Consider the following 19,315-nt stretch of genomic DNA (forward strand, 5'->3'; position numbering starts at 1 on the left):
GGAAGACGCCAAGGCCATGACCACACTCGTCTCAAACCCCGCACACATCTGGACCGACGAGATCGCGCCGTATGCCAGGCACGCCGATGCCGCGGTCTCCACGCCCACCGCAGGCACCATCACGTTTCGCAACGTCGGCAAGACGTACCGCGCGGCCGCGGGCGATGTGCATGCACTGCAAGGCATCGACCTCGACATTCCGGCTGGGGGCATCTTCGGCATTATCGGGCGCAGCGGTGCGGGCAAATCCAGCCTGCTGCGCACCATCAACGGACTTGAACAACCCACCAGCGGGCAGGTGCTGGTGGACGGCGTCGATGTCGGCACGCTCGGCAGCGCCGCAATGGTGGGGCTGCGCCGGCGCATCGGCATGATCTTCCAGCACTTCAACCTGCTTTCCGCCAAGACGGTCTGGGAAAACGTCGCGCTGCCGCTGAAGGTGGCAGGCGTGCCGCCGGCCGAGATCGCGGAGCGCGTGGATGCGCTGTTGGCGCTGGTCGGGCTGGAGGGCAAGCAGCACGTGTATCCCGGGCGCCTGTCCGGCGGGCAAAAGCAGCGCGTCGGGATTGCGCGCGCACTCGTGCATCGCCCCGAAATTCTGTTGTGCGATGAGGCCACCTCCGCGCTCGACCCCGAAACGACCGACGCCATCCTCGCCCTCCTGCGCGACATCAACCGCCGCCTGGGGCTAACCATCGTGCTCATCACGCATGAGATGGGCGTGATTCGCGATATCTGCGACAACGTGCTCGTGCTCGAAGCCGGTCGCATTGCCGAGCAAGGCCCCGTGTGGCGCGTCTTTGGCGACCCGCAGCACGACGCCACCCGGGCGTTGCTCGAACCGCTACGCGGCGGCTTGCCCGAAGACGTGGCCCTACGTTTGCAGCCCACGCCGCCCGCGCGCGCTCCGTTCGAGCAACTGATCGAACTCAGCTACACCGGCACCGCCGCCGTGCCGGAACTCGCGCAGATTGCCCAGGCGCTGCACCAACCCACCCGCCTGCTGCGCGCCGACCTTGACCGCATCCAGGGCCGCACGCAAGGGCGCCTGCTGGTCGCAGCAGCGGGCAGCACGCTGTCGGCTGACGCGCTCGCCGCGCTGCAGTTGTCGCAACACACCCGGAGCCTCGGCTATGTCGCCGCTCACGATTGACCGCATCTGGCAGGGCTTGCTCGACACGCTCACGATGGTGTCGGCCTCCGCGCTCATCGCCGTGCTGGCCGGTATTCCGCTGGCGCTCATCCTGGTGCTGACCGCGCCGGGCAATGCGCTGGAGTCGCCGCGCGTACACCGCGTGCTGGGTGCACTCATCAACGGCTTTCGGGCCACGCCATTCATCATCCTGCTGGTGGCGCTGCTGCCGTTCACGCGGCTGGTGGTGGGCGCGACGATCGGCGTGTGGGCGGCCGTGGTGCCGCTGTCGATCAGCGCCACACCGTTCTTCGCGCGCATTGCGGAGATCAGCCTGCGCGAGGTCGACCGCGGCCTGATGGAAGCCGCCCAGGCCATGGGTTGCGAGCGTCGCCACATCGTCTGGCACGTGCTGCTGCCCGAAGCGCTGCCCGGCATCATCGGCGGCTTTACGCTGACTGTGGTGTCGTTGATTGGCGCATCGGCCATGGCGGGTGCAGTTGGCGCAGGCGGGCTGGGCGACATCGCCATCCGTTACGGCTATCAACGCTTCGACACCACCGTCATGGCGGTGGTGATCGTGGTGCTGATCGGGCTGGTGAGCCTGGTGCAATGGGTGGGAGATTTCTCGGTGCGCCGGCTTAAGGCGCGTTGAGGGGTCGTTGATTTTTTTTCTGGTGGTCCATTCTTGGTTTCATCCCCTGGCGGGGCTGACTCACTTTCTTTGTCTTGCCAAAGAAAGTAAGCAAAGAAAGGCGCGCCCGATGCGGCGAAAGACTCCTTGAATTTATGTCGCAAGGAGGGAGGGGAGGCAAACTCGCTGCGCTCAGACAGGCCTCCCCTCTTTTTCCTCCTTGCAACAGAAATTCAAGTCGCCACATAGGGCAGGAAAGTCAAAGGCCAAACCATCGATCACCAGTGTCGTAGCAATCCACAGCACAACGCGAAGCAAAGCGAGCAACAACAGCAGCAAACCAGTGCCACCTAGCCCAGCACACCGACGGTGTGGCCTTTGACGTTCCTGCCCTTGATGGAGCCTTGGATTTTTGTTGCGGGGAGGAAAAAGGAAGGAGCCTTGTCTGAGCGCAGCGAGTTTGGCTCCTTCCCCTCCCCGCGACAAAAATCCAAGGAGGGGGTCGCCATCTCGGGCGCGCCTTTCTTTGCTTACTTTCTTTGGCAAGACAAAGAAAGTAAGTCGCCCCCGGCAGGGGGAGAAACAGAGATGCACCACCACCCCCCGCCCCGCCAAAGGCCAAAGGCCAAAAGCCAAAAGCCAAAACAAAAAAAACGCCCCGCCAGCCCGTGGTGCATCGGACCGACAGGGCGTTCTTCTTCAACAGCCCAAAACCCCTCACCGCCGGGCCAGTGCCCCCACCACGCGCACGAGTTCATCCACCTCCTCGCACGTGTTGTAGAACGCCAGCGATGGCCGCACCGTCGCCTCCACCCCAAAGCGCCGCAGGATGGGCTGCGCGCAGTGATGGCCCGAGCGCACGGCAATGCCTTCACGGTTGAGCGCCGCGCCCACTTCTTCCGTGCGGTACCCGGCCAGCGTGAACGACAGCACGCTTGCCTTGTTGGCCGCCGTGCCGATCAGCCGCAGCCCCGGGATGCGTGACAACCCATGCGTGGCATACACCAGCAGGTCATGCTCGTAGCGCGCGATGTTTTCCAGGCCGATACGCTCGACGTAATCGAGTGCAGCGCCCAGCCCCACCGCATCGGCAATGTTGCCGGTGCCGGCCTCGAAGCGCGCAGGCGCGGGCTGGTACAGCGTCTTCTCGAACGTGACGTCGGCAATCATGTTGCCGCCCCCCTGCCACGGCGGCAGCGTGTCGAGCAGATCCTGCCTGCCGTAGACCACGCCAATGCCCGTCGGCCCGAACACCTTGTGGCCGGAGAACACGTAAAAGTCCGCGTCCAGCGCCTGCACGTTCACACGCAAGTGCGAGACCGCCTGCGCGCCGTCCACCAGCACGCGCGCGCCGGCCGCATGCGCCAGTGCGATGATCTCCTGCACGGGCGTCACCGTCCCCAGCGCATTCGACACCTGCGTGACGGACACCAGCTTCGTCCGTGGGTTGAGCAGCTTGCGGTATTCGTCCAGCAGAACCTGCCCGCTGTCGTCCACCGGAATCACGCGGATGCGCGCACCCACCTGCGCGGCCAGTTGCTGCCACGGCACGATGTTGGCGTGATGCTCCAGGTGCGAGACGATGATCTCGTCCCCCGCGCCGATGTGCTGACGGCCGAACGTCTGCGCAACGAGGTTGATTGCCTCGGTGGCGCCGCGCACGAAGATGATCTCGCTGGCCGACCGCGCCCCGAGAAAGCGCGCCGCCTTGTTGCGGGCACCCTCGTACGCGTCCGTCGCACGTGCGGCCAGTTCATGCGCTGCGCGGTGGATGTTGGAGTTCTCGTGCGCGTAGAAATACGCCAGCCGATCGATTACCGCTTGAGGCTTGTGCGTGGTGGCTGCGTTGTCCAGCCAGATCGGCGGTCGGCCATTGACGCGCTCGGCCAGGATCGGAAAATCCCGCCGCACGGCATGCACGTCGAAGGCGCCAGCGCGATGCGGCTGGTGGCTCTGCTGGTCCCTCGTATTGCGCGGTGCCTCCAGCGCGGGGGCAGCAGAGCCTGAGGCTGGGGTGAGAAAGTAAAACTGCCCCGCCTGCGTCGCACCGCCCGGCTGTTGCAATGCTTCCGGCCCCGCGGGGGGCGTACCCGCCGCGCCGTCGATCAACCGTGCCAACGCATCGGTGCCGGGAAGATTGAACGGCTGCGCCGAAACGCGATCCTCTGGCACGCCCGCCTCCGATGCCGCCACCCCCGCATGCGGCGCAGCGGACTGATAGCCGCTCGCCTCACCCAGGAAGTAGTACGGCGAACTCGGTGCCGAGACGGAATGCGCCGGTACAGGTTGGCCATGACCGGATGCAGCCTGCGGCAACGCCGCCGCATACTGCGTCGGCACGCCCAGCACAGGCACCTGCGGAGCAATCGGTGCGGCATCCGCAACGGGCAACGCACTGAGTTGCGGCGACGTACCCGCCGGCGCCAGATCGATAGAGGGCTCCGGCTCATGACCGGGCAGTGCTGTGAAGAACGCGTTGGCAAGTTGCGCCAGCGCGGCCACGTCCGGCAAACCTGCCGGCACATCGCCCCCCGGCGGCGCCAGGCCGCTCACACCAGGCGCATTACTTGTAAGTGTCGGGGTAGTCATGGTACTTGCCGATCTCCACGTCTTCGAGCACTGCCAGCGCGTCTTCGGTCAGCACGGCCAGCGAGCAATACAGCGAAATCAGATACGACGCGATGGCGTTCCGGTTGATGCCCATGAAGCGCACCGACAGGCCCGGGCTCTGCTCGCCCGCCACACCCGGCTGATACAGGCCCACCACGCCCTGGCGCTTGTCGCCCACGCGCAGCAGCAGAATCTTCGTGCGGCCGTTTTCGTCAATGGGCACCTTGTCCGACGGAATCAGCGGCAGGCCGCGCCATGTCAGGAACTGGGAGCCGAACAGGCTCACGGTGGGCGGTGGCACGCCACGGCGCGTGCATTCGCGGCCAAACGCGGCAATCGCCAGCGGATGCGCAAGGAAGAACGCCGGCTCTTTCCAGACCTTGGTGATCAGCTCGTCAAGATCGTCAGGCGTGGGCGCGCCGGTGAGCGTGGAGATGCGCTGCGTTTCATCCACATTGGCCAGCAGGCCGTAGTCGGGGTTGTTGATCAGCTCGCTTTCCTGACGCTCCTTGATGGTCTCGATGGTCAGGCGCAACTGCTGCTGGATCTGGTCGTGCGGGCTGCTGTACAGATCGGAGACACGCGTATGCACGTCCAGCACCGTCGTCACCGCGTTGAGGAAGTACTCGCGCGGATGTTCGTCGTAGTCGACAAAGGTCTGCGGCAGCTCTGCCTCGTCCCGCTGCGAGCAGGCAACACGCACATCGCGCGGATTCTTCACGCGGTTCAGGCGGAAGATGCCGGCCTCCACCGGCTGCCACTGCAGCAGGTGCACCAGCCAGCGGGGGCTGATGGTGGAAAGCTGCGGAACGGTCTTGGTCGCGTTCGCCAATTGGCGTGCGGCACTGTCGCCTAGCGCGGTGCGCACGTCCTGGGTATCTGCTTCTGCCATGCAATGACTCCCAACTTCATTTGAAAAAATGCCCCCGTTTCTCTGGCGGGTGCGGTGGATAAAACCGGTGGGAAAGGTGCGTTAGGCGGATCAGCGGGCGGGGTGTGCCTCGCTGTCGCTGTGCGTGTGCGGCCGCGGGTCCTGAATTCCGTCCTGAATGCCGCTCTGCACGTTTGCCTGGGTGACGCTGCTGCCAGGCGGCACGCTGCGCGTGAGCCACACGTTGCCGCCAATGGACGAGCCGCGCCCGATGGTGATCCGCCCGAGGATGGTCGCGCCGGCGTAGATGACGACGTCGTCTTCCACCACCGGGTGGCGTGGGGCGCCCTTCTCGAGGTGGCCATCGGCATCGGCAGAAAAGCGCTTGGCGCCGAGCGTCACCGCTTGGTAGATACGAACGCGCTCGCCAATCACGGCGGTCTCACCAATCACCACGCCCGTACCGTGGTCGATGAAGAAACCGCTGCCGATCTGCGCGCCGGGGTGGATGTCGATGCCCGTGTCGGCATGCGCGGTCTCGGCGACCATGCGCGCGAGCAGCGGCAAGCCGGCGCGGTACAGGTGATGGGCAATGCGGTGATGGATGACGGCAAGGATGCCGGGGTAGCACAGCAGCACCTCGTCGACGCTGCGCGCTGCGGGATCACCGTGGTAGGCGGCCAGCACGTCGGTATCGAGCAGGCGACGCAGCGTGGGGAGTGCCGCCGCGAAGTCGCGCACGAGTTGCACAGCCTCGGCATCGGGATCGCGATCCACGGCGCGCGCCTGGCGCACCGTGTGACGCAGTTCCAGCCGCACCTGCGCTACCAGCGCATTGAGTGCCGAATCGAGCGTATGGCCGACGTAGAAGTCTTCGCTTTCTTCACGCAGGTCCGTGGGGCCGAGCCGCATGGGGAACAGTGCCCCGCGCAGCGCCTCCAGGATCTGCCGCACCGCCTCGCGCGAGGGCAACTCGCGGCCTGTGACTTCGGTACGGCCGTTGCGGGCGCGCCAATCAGCGCGGGCCGCACGCAACTCGCCGACGATGCGGTCCAATTGCCAGCCTGGGTCGTGTGCGGACGCAGGCCTCCCCGCGATGACGCGATCGCTCATCGTCGCTCCCCTGTTCTGTTGGTTTGATTGTTAGCGCTGCGGCGGCGCTCAGTCCTGCTGCCAGGGCAGGCCCCAGCGGCGCCAGCCGCCGGCTTCGCCGCGTTGCTGCTGTTCGTCCAGGTCGCCCTCGAAGCCTTCCAGCACGTTGAACACGTTCTGGAATCCGGCTGCGGCGGCGGCTTCCGCTGCGGCAGCAGAGCGTTTGCCACTGCGGCACAGCAGCAGCACCACGGCGCTCTTGGGCGCGGCTTTCTCCAGCTCGCGCAGGAAGCGTGGGTTCTTGATCATGGCGGGCCCGGTCTGCCACGCCGCGTGCGGGGTATCCGGTACACGACCCACGAACTTCCGTTCTTCCGCGGTACGCACGTCCACGAGTACGGCGTCGCCACGGCTGACCAGCGCCCAGGCTTCGGCCGGTGTCAGCCCGCCCGCGTAGCGCAGCCCCTGCTCGCTGGCGTGGCTGCGTGCGCGCTCCAGCAGCGTTGACGACGGTGTAGACAGCACGCTATCGAGCACGGCTTGCACAGCCGGATCGCGTGGCGCAGTTTGAACGGTGGTGACAGACATCGAACCTCCGACTGAATAATCGCGACGAGCGCGCAATGAGTGACGGACAAGCCCACTCTAGCCGTGGGTGATATTTGCCAAAACGAATAAAACCGCCCTTCGATCGTTGCCCAACGCATAAGCAAGGCGCGGCGCCCCGCCGGGGCGATGGGCTTTCCGTTCCACCGGCCCCGACTACAATGCGAACACTACCGAACAGTTTGCGATGGCTGTTCGGCAGCTTCTACCCATCCGACACGCCCCCGCGCCATGAAACTCCTCATCGATGCCAGCACCCGCGTCCCGATTGCCGACCAGATCGTGGCGGGCGTACAGGCGTGGATTCGCGACAACGACGTGCGCCCCGGCGCCAAGCTGCCGTCGATCCGGCAACTGGCGGCGGACTACGGCATCAGCCGCTTCCCCGTGATCGAGGCGTATGACCGGCTGGTTTCGCTGGGCCTGCTGGACTCGCGCCACGGCTCGGGCTTCTACGTGGCCGAGAGCAACCTGACGGGGCGCGACGGGCGCGGCTGGTCAGACCCGCGCCGGGCGGAGGCCGAGTCCAAACACATCTTCGAGCAGTTCAGCTACCCCGACGGCATGCTCAAGCTCGGCGGCGGCTTCGTGCCGGCCGACTGGCGCGATGTCGATGGCCTGACGCAGGCGATCCGTCAGGTATCGCGCACCGATACACATGCGGTAATCGACTACGCCTCGCCACTGGGCAACGCGGCGCTACGGCATCAGGTCATGATGCGTGCGCGGCAGCTCGGCATCCAGGCCGACCCGCCCAATGTGCTCATCACCGCCGGCACGAGCCAGGCCATCGACCTGGTGATGCGGCACCTGCTCAAACCCGGCGACACGGTCTTCGTGGAAGACCCGGGCTACTACACCGTGTTTGGGCTGCTGCGGCTGCACGGCGTGAAGCTGGTCGGCATTCCGCGCCGCAGCGACGGGCCGGACGTGGAAGTGACGGAAGCGATGCTGCGCGAGCATCGGCCCAAGCTGTTCTTCATCAACAGCGTGCTGCAGAACCCCACGGGCTCGGTGGTGTCACCGCCCGTGGCGTTCCGCCTGCTTGAACTGGCGCGGCGCCACGGTTTCACGTTTCTCGAAGACGACATCTTTGCCGACTTGCAGGCCGATCCGACCGCACGGCTTGCCACACTGGATCAGCTCGATCATGTGATCTACGTGGGCGGGTTTTCCAAGACGGTGTCGGCATCGCTGCCAGTGGGTTACCTGATTGCCAAGCGCGAGCTGGTACATGACCTGACCAACGTGAAGATGCTGACCAGCGTGGGCGGTTCGCGCTTTGCCGAGGCCGTGGTCAGCACGCTGCTGGAGCGCGGCGCCTATCGCAAATATGTGGAGCGGCTGCGCCACCGCGCGGGTGACTCCGTCATCGCGTCGCTGGATGTGTTGGCCGATGCAGGCTGGGAGGTGTTTCACCATCCGTCGGGCGGAAACTTCCTCTGGGCGCGTGTGCCCCACGTGGACGATTCGCGCGATCTGGCAGCCACCGCAGAAAAGCACGGCGTGACGTTGGCGCCCGGGCATTACTTCCGACCGAACCTGGAGGTATCGCCGTGGGTGCGCATCAACAGCGCCTATGCGACCGAGCCCCGTGCGGTGGCCTTCCTGCAGGAGGCGGGGCGGCGGCCCGGCCGCAAACGCGCCTGACGCCAGCGTGCCGGGCACGGGCGTTGCGATGCTGTTGAGGTTCATGCCGCATGCAGCGGCGCAGGAGCCCGATCATGCACAACGCCGAGCACAATCAAGCGCAACCTCAGCCCGAAGAGCCGGTGACTCACCGTCCGGAGAGCGCCAAGCTCACGCAACCGCCGCCTGACGCCCCACGCAACGACCCGCTGGCGCAAGCGTCTCGCCGCATCCTCTCCGTCGACGCCGCCGGGGCTGAAGCGACTGACAACACCGTCGATACCGACGGCAAGGGGCTCGAGGCCGCAAAGAGTGCGTCTCAGTGGCAAGACAACGTCATCTACTCGAACGCGTCGCTCGACAACAGCCGCCCCGAGCCGGACCCGGAAGCGCCCATCGCCGGGATCGACAGCCGGCCCAACCAGGGGCGCCCGACCATCGCGGCGGAGCCCGGCCAGCGGGTGGTCATGCGCGGCGTGGTCGATGAAACGGCTCGCAATGGCACACGCGCTGCGCAGCGGTTTTCGCTGGAAGACGATGAGCAGCCGTAGCATGGGCCGTTGACACGTCGGTGCAAACTTTCCCACACCGAGGCGCCATCTTTCTTCCCTAAAGTCGGTCCGGCTTTGCTGATGAACCCGCAATCGCTCGTTCAAGCTCATGCCGACCTTCCGCTACGAGGCCGTTACGCCGGCCGGACAACTTCGCCGTGGCGTCATCGACGCGGACGGCAGCCGCGGTGCGCGGGCGCTGTTGCGCTCGCGCGGCATGACTCCGATCGACGTATCGGCGGTGGCGGAGCGCACCGCGGGCAGTCGCCTCGGGCTGTTGGGCCAGCGGCTCGGCACGACAGAACAGGCGCTGTTCACGCGGCAGCTCGCCAGCCTGCTGACGGCTGGCCTGCCGCTGGACGAAGCGCTCTCCGCGCTGGCCGCTGAAGCCGAACGCGACTACGTGCGCGACCTGGTCAGCACGCTGCGTTCCGAGGTGGTCGGCGGCCAGTCGCTTTCCGGCGCATTGGCGCGGCACCCGCGCGACTTTCCCGACATCTACCGCGCCCTCGTTTCCGCAGGCGAACACACGGGCAAGCTGCACGTGGTGCTCGCACGTCTGGCCGACTACATCGAAGGCCGCAACGCCCTCACGCAAAAGATCAAGCTGGCCTTCACCTACCCTGCCGTCGTAACCGTCGTGGCATTCGGCATCGTGGTCTTTCTGCTGACTTATGTCGTGCCGCAGGTGGTGGGCGTGTTTACGACGACCAAACAGAAGTTGCCGACGCTGACCGTCGTCATGCTCGCGTGCAGCGACTTTGCGCGGGACTGGGGCTGGCTTGCGGCGCTCTTTGTCACCGGCGTGGTGTTAAGCATCAAGCGGCTGCTGAAACGACCCGGCCCCCAGCGGGCATGGCATGGCTGGCTGCTGGGCGCGCCACTGGTCGGGCGGCTCGTGCGCGGCTACAACACCGCGCGCTTTGCCAGCACGCTCGCCATCCTGATCAGCGCGGGCGTGCCCATCCTGCGCGCGCTGCAGGCGGCAGGAGAAACGCTGAACAACGTCGTCCTGCGCCATAACGTAGAAGACGCCATCAGCCGCGTGCGTGAAGGCACCTCGCTCTCGCGTGCGCTGGCGCAGGCCAACCGGTTTCCGCCGGTGCTGGTGCATCTCATCCGCTCGGGCGAATCCACCGGCAACCTCGCGCCCATGCTGGACCGTGCCGCCGAAGGCGAAACGCGCGAGCTTGAGCGCCGCACCCTGTTCATCACGAGTCTGCTGGAGCCGGCGCTCATCCTCAGCATGGGCGTGATGGTGCTGCTGATCGTGCTGGCGGTGCTGATGCCGATTCTCGACATCAACCAGATGGTGCGCTGAAACATGAGCCTGTGGCCCCGTATCCATATCCGCGGTCGTGACCGCTCTCGTGCCTTCACGCTGCTGGAGATGCTGGTGGTGGTCGTCATCATCGGCATCGTGATGGGTGCGGTGGTCGTCAACGCGCAGCCGAGCAAGCGCAATGTCCTGGAGCAGCAGGCCCAGCAGCTCGTCTTCCTTCTGTACGCTGCCCGCGACGAGGCACGCCTGCGCGCGCAGCCCATCGTCTGGGAGGCGACACCGCAGGGCTACCGCTTCCTCGTCCGCGAACGTGATACCTGGCAGCCGTTGCAAGACGACGTCCTGCGCGGCGGCGCCTGGCGTGAGCCGCTGTCGGCGCTGTCGTTCATGCAGGCGGGGCGCGCGCCGCAGTCCGGCACCGTGCGGGTGCTGTTCGGTCGTGAAGCCATCGAGCCAGCCATCACGATTCGCCTCGCGCGCGACGATGCCCAGGTCGATATCGTCACCACGGGGCCCGGGCGCTATGTCGTGCAGTAGCGCGCGCGGCAGCGAGGGGTTCACGCTGCTTGAAGTGCTGGTGGCGCTTGTGATCGTCGCCGTCGCATTGGGCGCCTGCCTGCGCGCGACCGGCATGCTGGCCGATTCGAGCGCCGGCATGCGTGAGCGCACGCTGGCGCAATGGAGTGCCACGAACCATCTTGCGCGCATGCGACTGACGGGCGTGTTGCCGCCGCCCGGCCTGCAGCGCACGCAATGCAGCCAGGGGCGCATCGCGCTCGTCTGCGAAGACACCGTGATCACGCTGGAGAACCCCGCCTTCCACCTCGTCGTCGTGTCGGTCTATCGCGCTGATGAAGGCGTCGACACACGCGTGCGCCTGGCGCAGGTCGCCACCGTGCTCACCGCCCCCACCAGTCCGGCCCTGTGATGCGGCGCGCGCGTTCGCCCGGCGGCTTCACGCTCATCGAGATGGTGATCGCCATCACCATCCTCGCGATCATTGCGTTGATTTCGTGGCGCTCGCTGGACGGCATCATCCGCGGCCAGCACGCACTGGCAGACAACCTGCAGGAGACGCGCGCCATCGATCAGCTCTTCGAGCAGCTCGACACGGATTTTGGCGAGGCCGTACGAGACGATGACCTTGGCGAACCCGCAGTCGCGTTTAGCGGGGGCGACCTGCGTATCGTGCGATGGCTGCGCGAGGCCACACTGCCCACGCGCTGGCAAGTTGTCCGGTATCGCCTTGAAGCGGATGCACTGGTGCGTGAAACCTCCGCGCCGCTCAATGCCCGTGGCGCTGCGCGCGACGCCATCAAGGAGGCGCTTCCGGAACGGCTGGTGCTGGTCGAGCACACTTCAGCGCTGCAGGTGCGTGGCTGGTCCAGGCAGGGTTGGCTCGATTCCCCGCCGGATGCATCACAGCCGGCGTCTCCGGCGGCTGTACCGGGCATGCTGCGGCGGATGTCACCGAACACCGTCACCGGCCTGGAAGTCACCATCACGGTGAGCAATGCGCCCTATACCAAGGTGGTGCTGCCAGACCTTTGACGCAGAGCCTTAACCGTCGATGCCAGGCATGGCGGGCTCCCGCACCCATAGCACCGTTGTGCGATACCGCTCGCCGATGCCTTCGCGCAGGATCAACGCGTCGAGCAAGCGCGTCGCGCGCCCGTTGCGCAATCGGCTGTGCGCAATGAAGTAGCGGCTGCGCGTTTCCAGCAGGATGTCTTGCTGCTCGGGCAATGCCGGCGCAATGGCTTTCAGCCGATTGGTGAGATCGGCCGCATCGCGAAACCACGCGCGCTCGCGGCTCGACACCAGCGCCGCTGCCTGCCCCGGCGACAAACCCTGGATGGTCGCCTGCAGCACTTCCGGCCCTGCTGTGTTCGGATTGACCGACGTGGGCTCAGGCAACACGACCACGTACGGCGCCAGCTTGCGAACACCCTCGGGGGAATAGCCAGGAATGCGCAGCAGGTCTTCCGGCTGCTCCAACGGCAATGCCGATGATGTCTTTGCATCCAACCCGCGCAGGATGGCCGTCGCCGTCAGCGCTGCCAGGGTGGGATCGAGGTCGGCCCTGGTGAGCAACTGCTGATACACGCGCACACCCTCGGGCCGGATACCGGGCGGCTTGCCGCCTTCGGCCGCTGTCACCAGCGTGTTGAGGTTGAAGCGGGCCTGCGCATCTTCGATCGTGCCGTCGACGCGCATGTCGTTCGCGGCGTTGAAGATCTGCACCGCCGTCTTTCCCAGCACGGTCGCCACGGGCAGGTCATGCACGGGCAACGCCCAGCGCTGGCCAAGATGATCGGCCGGCGTGGTGCGGGCGTTCTCGCGCACCAGCAGGCGCGCCCATTCAACAGACGCACGCTGCATCCAGACGCTATCGGTGCGCAGGCGCTGCGCTTCCACCGTGCGGATGGCAGCGCGCTGGCCGGCAAACATCGTCGCCACGAGCGTGACCGCCATGGCGACCACCAGCAACGCGGTGACCACTGCTGCGCCGCGCTGCTTCGATGCGCGCGTCATGCTTCGCTCCGCCGCAGGTAGGCCCAGAATGCACCCACGTCTTCCGCACTGACGGCGGGCTGCGTGTCCTCCAGATAAGACTGCGACAAGCTCACCTCCTCCATATGGAACAGATGTTGTTGTGACGGCAGCAGCGTTGCGCGCGGGTGTGCGTAGTGCGCGCGAAAGAAGCGCGGCGGCGATGCGCGCGGCACATGCAGGTCATGCACGTCGCGCACCGAAGAGTCGAACCAGAAATGCAGCCAGCGCCCACCGCGCTGCCGCCCCGCCAGAATGAAACCGGCATACGACAACAAGATGTACGGCACGCTCGCGGGCTGCAGTGCTTCGTACGCCCAGAGGTTGCGCAGCGTCGCGTAGTCCAGTAACGCAATGAAGCGCGCAATGGACAGCGAAGGCGCATGCTGTGGCCGCTTCATGAACGCGAAGTGCCACTGCCATTGCGAAAGGAAGCGCTCGCGGTTGCGCTGCGCAAGTGCGATATCGGCCTGCTGGTCGACGGTGATGTCGGAGGGCGCTTCACCATTGCGCACCAGCGGGCAGCGCAACCGCTCGCCGCTGAGATGGCTGAAGCGCGGCTTGAGCTTGTCGCTCTTCGAGCCAATCACATACAGCGCCCCGTGACAGATGGGGCAACGCGCGCGGGGCACGTGTTCTGCCCTTGCCAGATGACCAAACTCCTCGAGATACATCGCTACCGTCAACATGCGCTCTTCGGTCGGATGCAAAGCCAGATTCATGAATGGACCTCATGGTTGAATGACTCCGCAGCGCTCCCCTTCCTGCAAGGCTTTGCATGATGCAAGACGCCCTGCTCTGCTTTGGAACAGGATCAAAAAGCAACACGCATCCCTGGCTAACCACGCCATGCTTGTATTCAATTGAATTTCAATCAGAATGCAGTCATGCGATTCAATTGTTTGGATTGCATTCCGCATGCATGCATGGCGCAATGCCATGCGTCAGTCACGCCTGAAACTCAAACGCACCGTTCGCTTCTAATTGACGAATGCCGCCCCGCAAACCCGCATAACGCATATAGTTTTCGGCTTTCTTTTTCGTGCAACCTCATGACCGCAGCGCATGAGGCGGCTCCATCGTTTCTTCATCTGCTTATCCCGTCTGATTCATGCGCGGCATCAATACTTTGCATGCCGATGTGAATCAACACATGGATGCACCGCATGAATGCGCATCGGCAAACAACAACACTTGTATTTGCTGATACCCATTCCTCTGGAGCACTCCATGAAGCTGAAGCAAGTCATGATTCAAGCCGCCTGCGCCGCCCTGGCCATGGGCTCGGCCGCCGTGGCATTTGCCGGTACGCAACCGAACCCGAGCCCGGCATCGCCGGTCGTCGTGGGTGGTGGCGCGTCGCTGCCCGAGTTTCTGTACAGCTCGGAAATCGCCGTGTTCGGCCCGAACCACATCTACGCCGTGACAGGTAGCGGCGGTGGCAAGACCGCGCTGACCACCAACAACCCGGCTGCGTTCAACGCTGCCTACGTCACGCCCCGCACCGACACGACCGTGCACTACGCCGGCAGCGACTCGGTCCTGAGCGCTTCGGACATCAGCGCCTTCTCGCCGCGCGCCGGCACGGACGGCGCCCTGGTGCAGATCCCGTCGGTGGGTACGGCGGTTGGCATTCCGTTCAAGAAGACCGGCCTGTCGACGCTGACGCTGAACGACAACCAGCTGTGCGGCGTGTTCTCCGGCAAGATCACCGACTGGAGCGCGATCACGGGCGGTGCTGTTTCGGGCCCGATCACCGTTGTGTACCGTTCGGATGGCAGCGGCACGTCGGAAATCTTCACGCGTCACCTGAATGCCGTTTGCACGACGGGTGCCTCGGGCAACTCCAACGTGGCCTTCGTGACGAGCACGAAGTTCACCGACAGCTTCCCGGGTGGCGTGGTGCCGTCGAACTTCGTTGGCGGCACCCTGAGCGCCGGCGTGCGTGACGGTGTTGGCGCAGGCAACGCCATCGGCTACCTGAGCCCGGACTACATCAACAAGACCCTGGCTCCGCTGTCGACCGTTGCTACGCAAAACCTGACGGCTGCCAGCCTGGTGAACAGCAACAACGGCGTGACGTACACCCCCAGCTCTGCCAATGCCACCACGGCCCTGAGCAACCTCACGCTGCCGACGCTGTCGTCCAACCTGGCTGATCCGAACACCTGGGCATTGACCGTTGCCAACCCGGCAACCGGCTACCCGATCGCCGGTCTGACGTACCTCGATCACGTCCAGTGCTATTCGGATGCAACGGTGCTGAGCAAGATCCAGACGTTCCTGGATCGCCACACGACGTACTCGGGCACGAACAGCAACGCCGGCCGCATTCTTGGCAACGGCTTTGCCCAACTGCCGAGCGGCCTGCTCACCCTGGTGCGTGACAACCTGCTCAACAACGTCAACGGCAAGAACGTCAACATCGGCAACACCACGGCTTGCGCAGGCAAGGCCGGTCGTTGATCGATAGCGACAGGGGCAGCGGTTCGCCGCTGTCATGAGGTTCGGGCCCGGCAATGCCGGGCCTTTTTCATGGTGATGCCAATGCAGCAACATCAAAGCGAAGCGATTGACCGCGTTACTGCGTCACCGCTTCTGTGGCTTGGGCGACGCCTGCATCCGATGCGACGTGCGTGATCGGCTCATCGCGGTAGTTGCGCAGGTACACGAAGAACTCGCCCATCATCTGCATCCACAGTCGGATTTGCGTGATGAGGTGCTCGGTGGAGATGCCACCAGCAGCGATTACGTCCATCTCCAGCACTACGAAATCGCCATGCTGCGTCAACCGCGCAAAGCGGCGCGAGCGGTGCCAGTCGGCAATCAAACCCTCAGGCAACGTACCGCCCTGCACGCGCAGCGGGCAACTCAGCGTGAGGTCCGCATAGTGGCCCGGTTCGATGGCGTTGCCCCACAGAATCTGGAAGCTGATGCCATGGCTGGCGCTGGTGAGGTACGTGATGCCGCCCTGCTCGATGGCGTTGACGGCGCCGCCGGCGGCCTTGATGGCATCGGCGACATCGTTGGGGGAGAGCGTGGTCAGCATGGACATGGTTGTCATGTGCGTAAGTCCAACAGGAGGGAGAGGAACACTCAGGGCGCCTTGGGCGCTTCTGCGTGCGGGGCGGAGGCGTCTGACGCGGGTGCCGGCGTGGTAACAGCACGCGGGTCGAAACGGCCCTCGTACAGCTTGTCGCCGTACGCCTGCGCGATTTGCTCGTACTTGACGCGCGACCTGGTGGCGAACGGCTGGCGGGCGGCGATGACGGTGGTCACGTCCATCGATTCGTAGGCGTTCAGGACTTCCTGGCCGACGGCGTAGAGCTTGGCGTTCTTGGCCTCGCATTGCTGCAAAGCCGTTTGCTGTGTGGCGGATGCGGTGACAAGCTTCTGCCGCTCGGCTTCGCTGGCGCGAGCGCGGCGCAGAAGTTCTTCGTACGCAGCGCGCAGTTGCGTGATCTGCGTGTTGGCCTTGTCGGCCACGGTCTGCGCTTCGCGATGCGCTGCGGCGCTGCCTTCGCTCAGTTGGCGGGTGCGGGCGCGTTCTGCATCGAGCTGGGCGCGCAGGTCGGCCAGTTCTTTCTTGGAGGCATCAGACGCCGGCGCGTTGCCACCGGCTGCCTGCAGTTGCGCGAGCTGCGCTTGTGTTTGCTGTAGCTGCGTGGTGGTCGCGCGCAACTGCGCACGCAGGCGCTCCTCCATGCTCGGCTGCTGCGCCCGCGCGATGCAGGGCGACAGCGAAGCCATTGCCAGCAATGCCAGCAGCAAGCGCGAAGCGATTCGGGTCTCATCCACGGCAAATCCCCTTAGAACTTGGCGTTGAAGTCGAGCTGCAGCGTGTCGATCGACAGGCGCGGGCCGGTGACTTCACGCGTGGAGATCCAACGGCCGGTAAACCACGCGTTCTTGTCCACCGCATACGAACCGCCGAAGTAGTAACCGCGCGCATTGGTGCCGCCACCGTGGAAGGTCGAATCGTTGTAGCCGTCGGGCATGGAGTCGGCCTCGATGCGCTTGTAGCCGGCGAGGATGTTCCAGTCTCCGCGAGCCGTGGGGGCAGGCTTGCCGAAGGTCGCCTGGAACATGTACGCATTGCCGCCGCTGCGGAAGTCGGAGCGGCTGGTGCCGCCCGTGCCGCCGAAGTTGTTGACGATGCCGTTCGGTCCCGCGCGATTCCACATCTTGTCCGGGTCGTAAGCCAAGTTGCGGATGTAGTTGCCGTCCAGCCGCAAGCCGTAGTTGCCCATGACCTTCGTGTCCCAGCGGGCGTTCAGGTCCAGCAGGTGAAACTCGGAAGCCAGGCCGACGTACTGCGGCATCGGCGTGTTGGCCGGGTCGAGCGGGTTGAGCGCGATGCTGCGCAGGAGCATCAGCGTGTTGCCCTTCTGCATGAAGGCGGGGCGGGACCAATCCGTGCTGCAGCTGTCCTGGCCGGCATACAGCGCACAGGGCTGTGACACCTGGCCGCTCACGTTGTTGAAGTTGTAATACGCGACCGCACCGCGCAGCGTATTGCGGCTGTCGAGCTTCCATTCCGCGCCGGCCTGGGCCGCGAACAGCCACTTGTTCTCGCTGGCGCTCTTGTCCTGGCTGCGGCTCGGGAAGCCGTCGGCGGAATACTCGAGCGGGATCACGCCCACCGTGCCGAACAGTGTGAGCGAATCGCCGCGCAGCGTCTTGCTGAAGTTGGCGGCAATGCCGTCAAAGTTCAGGTCTTGCGAGAACAGCGTGTCGGTCGACCAGAACGGATTGCCGAAGCGCCCGCCCGTGATCGTCACCCAGTCTGCCGGCTTGTGCGAAATCCAGGCCTGATCGAGCCACACGTTCTTCTTGCTCAGGCCGCCGCCCAAAGTCTGCGTGGTCGACACCGGGTTGTTGTCGCTGCCCGATGCCAGCCGCACACCGGCCTGCGTGCTCTCGGAGATGTCCGCAAAGATGCCCAGCCGCGCACGCACCTTCCATTGGTTGCGCCGGTTCTGCGAGGTGTTGAGCAGCGGCGGCAGCTTGGTGTTCGTGTTGGTGTTGACGTCGAAACCGCTGCCGGCATTGATGGCCGCCCAGTCGATTTCGATGTTGCTGTTCTGGCTGGAGAGGAATCGGGATTCGTTGCGCACGCGCACATCGCCTTCGACCCGAATGCCCTGTGTCCAGGCGGGAATCGAATCCGGCGCGGCCCAGCGTTGGGACTTGGCTTGCGCGAGCACTTCGGTCTTGACCTCGTCACGAATCTGATCGCGCACGGTTTGCGGCACGTAGGGCACGCGCACATCGCCGGGCTCAGGCTTCACGCCGCCCGCGGTTTGCGTGGGTTGCGCCGTGGCTTGTGCGGCGACCTGGCGCTGCAACTGCTGCGTGGCTTGGGCCTCTGCGCGGGCCTGTGCGAGCAGTGCTTCGCCCACGTCTTTCTTGAGCGCACCGCTCTGGATCAGGCCGCGGATCAGCTTGACCATTGTGCTGTCGCCCGTGGTGGCTTGCGCGTGTACGGTGCCTGATGCAATCAGCAGACCGACCGCCGAGGCCAGCGCCGCAGCGCGGAAGGGATGAGTGATTGGGTTGAGTGCCATGTTGTTGGAAGAGGTGCGTTGCATGCTGGAGTGCCGGTGCGACTGCCAAGCCGGCATGTCGTTGTTAACCGGCGGGCCGCTTGCCTTGCAGCGTCACGCGCTGCGGAAACTGCAGCGATGCCGGCGGGCGTTCGTCCACCTTCTCGATGCTGCGCAGGGCGGTGAGCACGGCCTGATCGGTGTCGGCATTGCCGCTGCCGTGTACGAGTTCGACACGCGTGAGGCGGCCGTTCGGGTCGAGCCACACGTTCACCTGCATCAGGAAGACGAGGCGGCGCGCACGCTCATCGCGTGACAGAGCCTGCTGCAGCACGTACCCGAAATAGCGGCCGTACGTGGCGTTGCCTCCGCCGGCGCCGCTGCCGCTCATGCCGCCGCCCTTGCCTGCGCCAATGCCGAAGGCGTCCGTGCCGGCCTGGCCGTCGGCGTTCATCGTCACGGGGTCGGACAGGTCTTTCGCCGGGTTGGGCGTGTCCTCAGCCGGCTTGGGTTCTGCCGGCGTGGGCTCGAGCTTGGGCTCCACCACTTCGGGCTTCACCTTTTCGGGCTCAGGCAATTTCTCCGGCTGCGGAGGCGGAGGCGGTGGAGGCGGCGGCTGCAACACCAGCATGGGCGTGGAAGGCGCGTCGCGCTTGGTGCTGGCCGTGCCCGCCAGCAGGTACCACACCACCGCCACCGCAATCAGCGCCAACACGGCGCCGATCGCATAGCCGCCCCAGCGCCGCCAGAAGGCAGGCGGTGCCTCGGCAGTGGATGTGGGCGGATTCAGGTCGAGCTGCATGATCGCG

At 65.4% G+C, this 19,315-nt stretch carries 19 protein-coding genes; 9 read left to right on the plus strand and 10 right to left on the minus strand.

Going from position 1 to position 19,315, the window contains the following annotated elements:
* Window positions 1–16: 16 nt before the first annotated feature.
* Entirely contained in the window at window positions 17–1,153 is a 1,137-nt protein-coding gene (locus tag N5B55_RS21790; RefSeq protein ID WP_304540042.1) for a methionine ABC transporter ATP-binding protein, read from the plus strand.
* Entirely contained in the window at window positions 1,134–1,787 is a 654-nt protein-coding gene (locus tag N5B55_RS21795; protein ID WP_102065345.1) for a methionine ABC transporter permease, read from the plus strand. Before N5B55_RS21790 ends, N5B55_RS21795 begins: the two co-directional genes overlap by 20 nt.
* Before the next feature lie 696 nt (window positions 1,788–2,483).
* On the opposite strand, the gene N5B55_RS21800 is transcribed toward N5B55_RS21795, so the two are convergent.
* The 4 genes from N5B55_RS21800 to N5B55_RS21815 all read right to left on the minus strand — a co-directional run bounded on the left by N5B55_RS21800 (window position 2,484) and on the right by N5B55_RS21815 (window position 6,927).
* Window positions 2,484–4,355: a family 2A encapsulin nanocompartment cargo protein cysteine desulfurase gene (locus N5B55_RS21800; protein WP_304540043.1), complete on the minus strand. Its 1,872-nt coding sequence runs from the start codon at window positions 4,353–4,355 to the stop codon at window positions 2,484–2,486.
* Window positions 4,330–5,268, minus strand: a complete 939-nt coding sequence (locus tag N5B55_RS21805; protein WP_004631502.1) for a family 2A encapsulin nanocompartment shell protein — start codon at window positions 5,266–5,268, stop codon at window positions 4,330–4,332. Before N5B55_RS21805 ends, N5B55_RS21800 begins: the two co-directional genes overlap by 26 nt.
* Window positions 5,269–5,358: 90 nt before the next feature.
* Window positions 5,359–6,360 (minus strand): serine O-acetyltransferase EpsC, encoded by a 1,002-nt coding sequence (gene epsC / locus N5B55_RS21810; RefSeq protein ID WP_304540044.1) that lies wholly within the window; start codon window positions 6,358–6,360, stop codon window positions 5,359–5,361.
* 48 nt (window positions 6,361–6,408) lie between these two features.
* A complete protein-coding gene (locus tag N5B55_RS21815; RefSeq protein ID WP_039373939.1) occupies window positions 6,409–6,927 on the minus strand; it encodes a rhodanese-like domain-containing protein in 519 nt (172 codons plus the stop codon).
* A gap of 249 nt (window positions 6,928–7,176) precedes the next feature.
* On the opposite strand from N5B55_RS21815, the gene N5B55_RS21820 reads away from it, so the two are divergent.
* The 6 genes from N5B55_RS21820 (at window position 7,177) to N5B55_RS21845 (ending at window position 11,958) form a co-directional block, all read left to right on the plus strand.
* On the plus strand, window positions 7,177–8,595 hold the full coding sequence (locus tag N5B55_RS21820) for an aminotransferase-like domain-containing protein (protein ID WP_304540045.1): 1,419 nt from the start codon (window positions 7,177–7,179) through the stop codon (window positions 8,593–8,595).
* Window positions 8,596–8,669: 74 nt separating this feature from the next.
* Complete coding sequence (locus tag N5B55_RS21825; RefSeq protein WP_304540046.1) at window positions 8,670–9,125, plus strand: DUF3005 domain-containing protein; 456 nt, start codon at window positions 8,670–8,672, stop codon at window positions 9,123–9,125.
* Window positions 9,126–9,234: 109 nt separating this feature from the next.
* Complete coding sequence (gene gspF / locus N5B55_RS21830) at window positions 9,235–10,446, plus strand: type II secretion system inner membrane protein GspF (protein WP_304540047.1); 1,212 nt, start codon at window positions 9,235–9,237, stop codon at window positions 10,444–10,446.
* A 3-nt stretch (window positions 10,447–10,449) separates the two neighbouring features.
* Window positions 10,450–10,944, plus strand: coding sequence for a GspH/FimT family pseudopilin (locus tag N5B55_RS21835; protein ID WP_304540048.1), 495 nt, complete (start codon window positions 10,450–10,452; stop codon window positions 10,942–10,944).
* The gene (gspI, locus tag N5B55_RS21840) at window positions 10,931–11,335 is read left to right on the plus strand and encodes a type II secretion system minor pseudopilin GspI (protein ID WP_304540049.1); all 405 of its coding nucleotides are present in this window, start codon (window positions 10,931–10,933) and stop codon (window positions 11,333–11,335) included. The genes N5B55_RS21835 and gspI overlap by 14 nt, the downstream gene beginning before the upstream one ends.
* Complete coding sequence (locus N5B55_RS21845) at window positions 11,335–11,958, plus strand: prepilin-type N-terminal cleavage/methylation domain-containing protein (RefSeq protein WP_304540050.1); 624 nt, start codon at window positions 11,335–11,337, stop codon at window positions 11,956–11,958. The genes gspI and N5B55_RS21845 overlap by 1 nt, the downstream gene beginning before the upstream one ends.
* Window positions 11,959–11,967: 9 nt before the next feature.
* Here N5B55_RS21845 and gspK read toward each other — a convergent pair whose 3' ends face one another.
* Window positions 11,968–12,942 carry a type II secretion system minor pseudopilin GspK gene (gene gspK, locus N5B55_RS21850; RefSeq protein ID WP_304540051.1) on the minus strand — a complete coding sequence of 325 codons (975 nt, stop codon included), beginning with the start codon at window positions 12,940–12,942 and terminating at the stop codon, window positions 11,968–11,970.
* Complete coding sequence (locus tag N5B55_RS21855) at window positions 12,939–13,682, minus strand: hypothetical protein (RefSeq protein WP_304540052.1); 744 nt, start codon at window positions 13,680–13,682, stop codon at window positions 12,939–12,941. The genes gspK and N5B55_RS21855 overlap by 4 nt, the downstream gene beginning before the upstream one ends.
* Window positions 13,683–14,190: 508 nt before the next feature.
* On the opposite strand from N5B55_RS21855, the gene N5B55_RS21860 reads away from it, so the two are divergent.
* Window positions 14,191–15,426, plus strand: coding sequence for a substrate-binding domain-containing protein (locus N5B55_RS21860; protein ID WP_304540053.1), 1,236 nt, complete (start codon window positions 14,191–14,193; stop codon window positions 15,424–15,426).
* Between the two features lie 115 nt (window positions 15,427–15,541).
* Here N5B55_RS21860 and N5B55_RS21865 read toward each other — a convergent pair whose 3' ends face one another.
* Genes N5B55_RS21865 through N5B55_RS21880 form a run of 4 tightly spaced genes read right to left on the minus strand, consistent with a single transcriptional unit; the run spans window position 15,542 to window position 19,308 of the window.
* Complete coding sequence (locus N5B55_RS21865) at window positions 15,542–16,024, minus strand: YbjN domain-containing protein (RefSeq protein WP_304540054.1); 483 nt, start codon at window positions 16,022–16,024, stop codon at window positions 15,542–15,544.
* A gap of 32 nt (window positions 16,025–16,056) precedes the next feature.
* Window positions 16,057–16,758 carry a hypothetical protein gene (locus tag N5B55_RS21870; protein ID WP_304540055.1) on the minus strand — a complete coding sequence of 234 codons (702 nt, stop codon included), beginning with the start codon at window positions 16,756–16,758 and terminating at the stop codon, window positions 16,057–16,059.
* Window positions 16,759–16,769: 11 nt separating this feature from the next.
* Window positions 16,770–18,551 (minus strand): putative porin, encoded by a 1,782-nt coding sequence (locus tag N5B55_RS21875; protein WP_304540056.1) that lies wholly within the window; start codon window positions 18,549–18,551, stop codon window positions 16,770–16,772.
* Between the two features lie 40 nt (window positions 18,552–18,591).
* Window positions 18,592–19,308, minus strand: coding sequence for a TonB family protein (locus tag N5B55_RS21880; RefSeq protein WP_304540057.1), 717 nt, complete (start codon window positions 19,306–19,308; stop codon window positions 18,592–18,594).
* Window positions 19,309–19,315: the final 7 nt, after the last annotated feature.

It is taken from the genome of Ralstonia pickettii, assembly GCF_030582395.1.
In the GTDB taxonomy this organism is placed as follows: domain Bacteria; phylum Pseudomonadota; class Gammaproteobacteria; order Burkholderiales; family Burkholderiaceae; genus Ralstonia; species Ralstonia pickettii_D.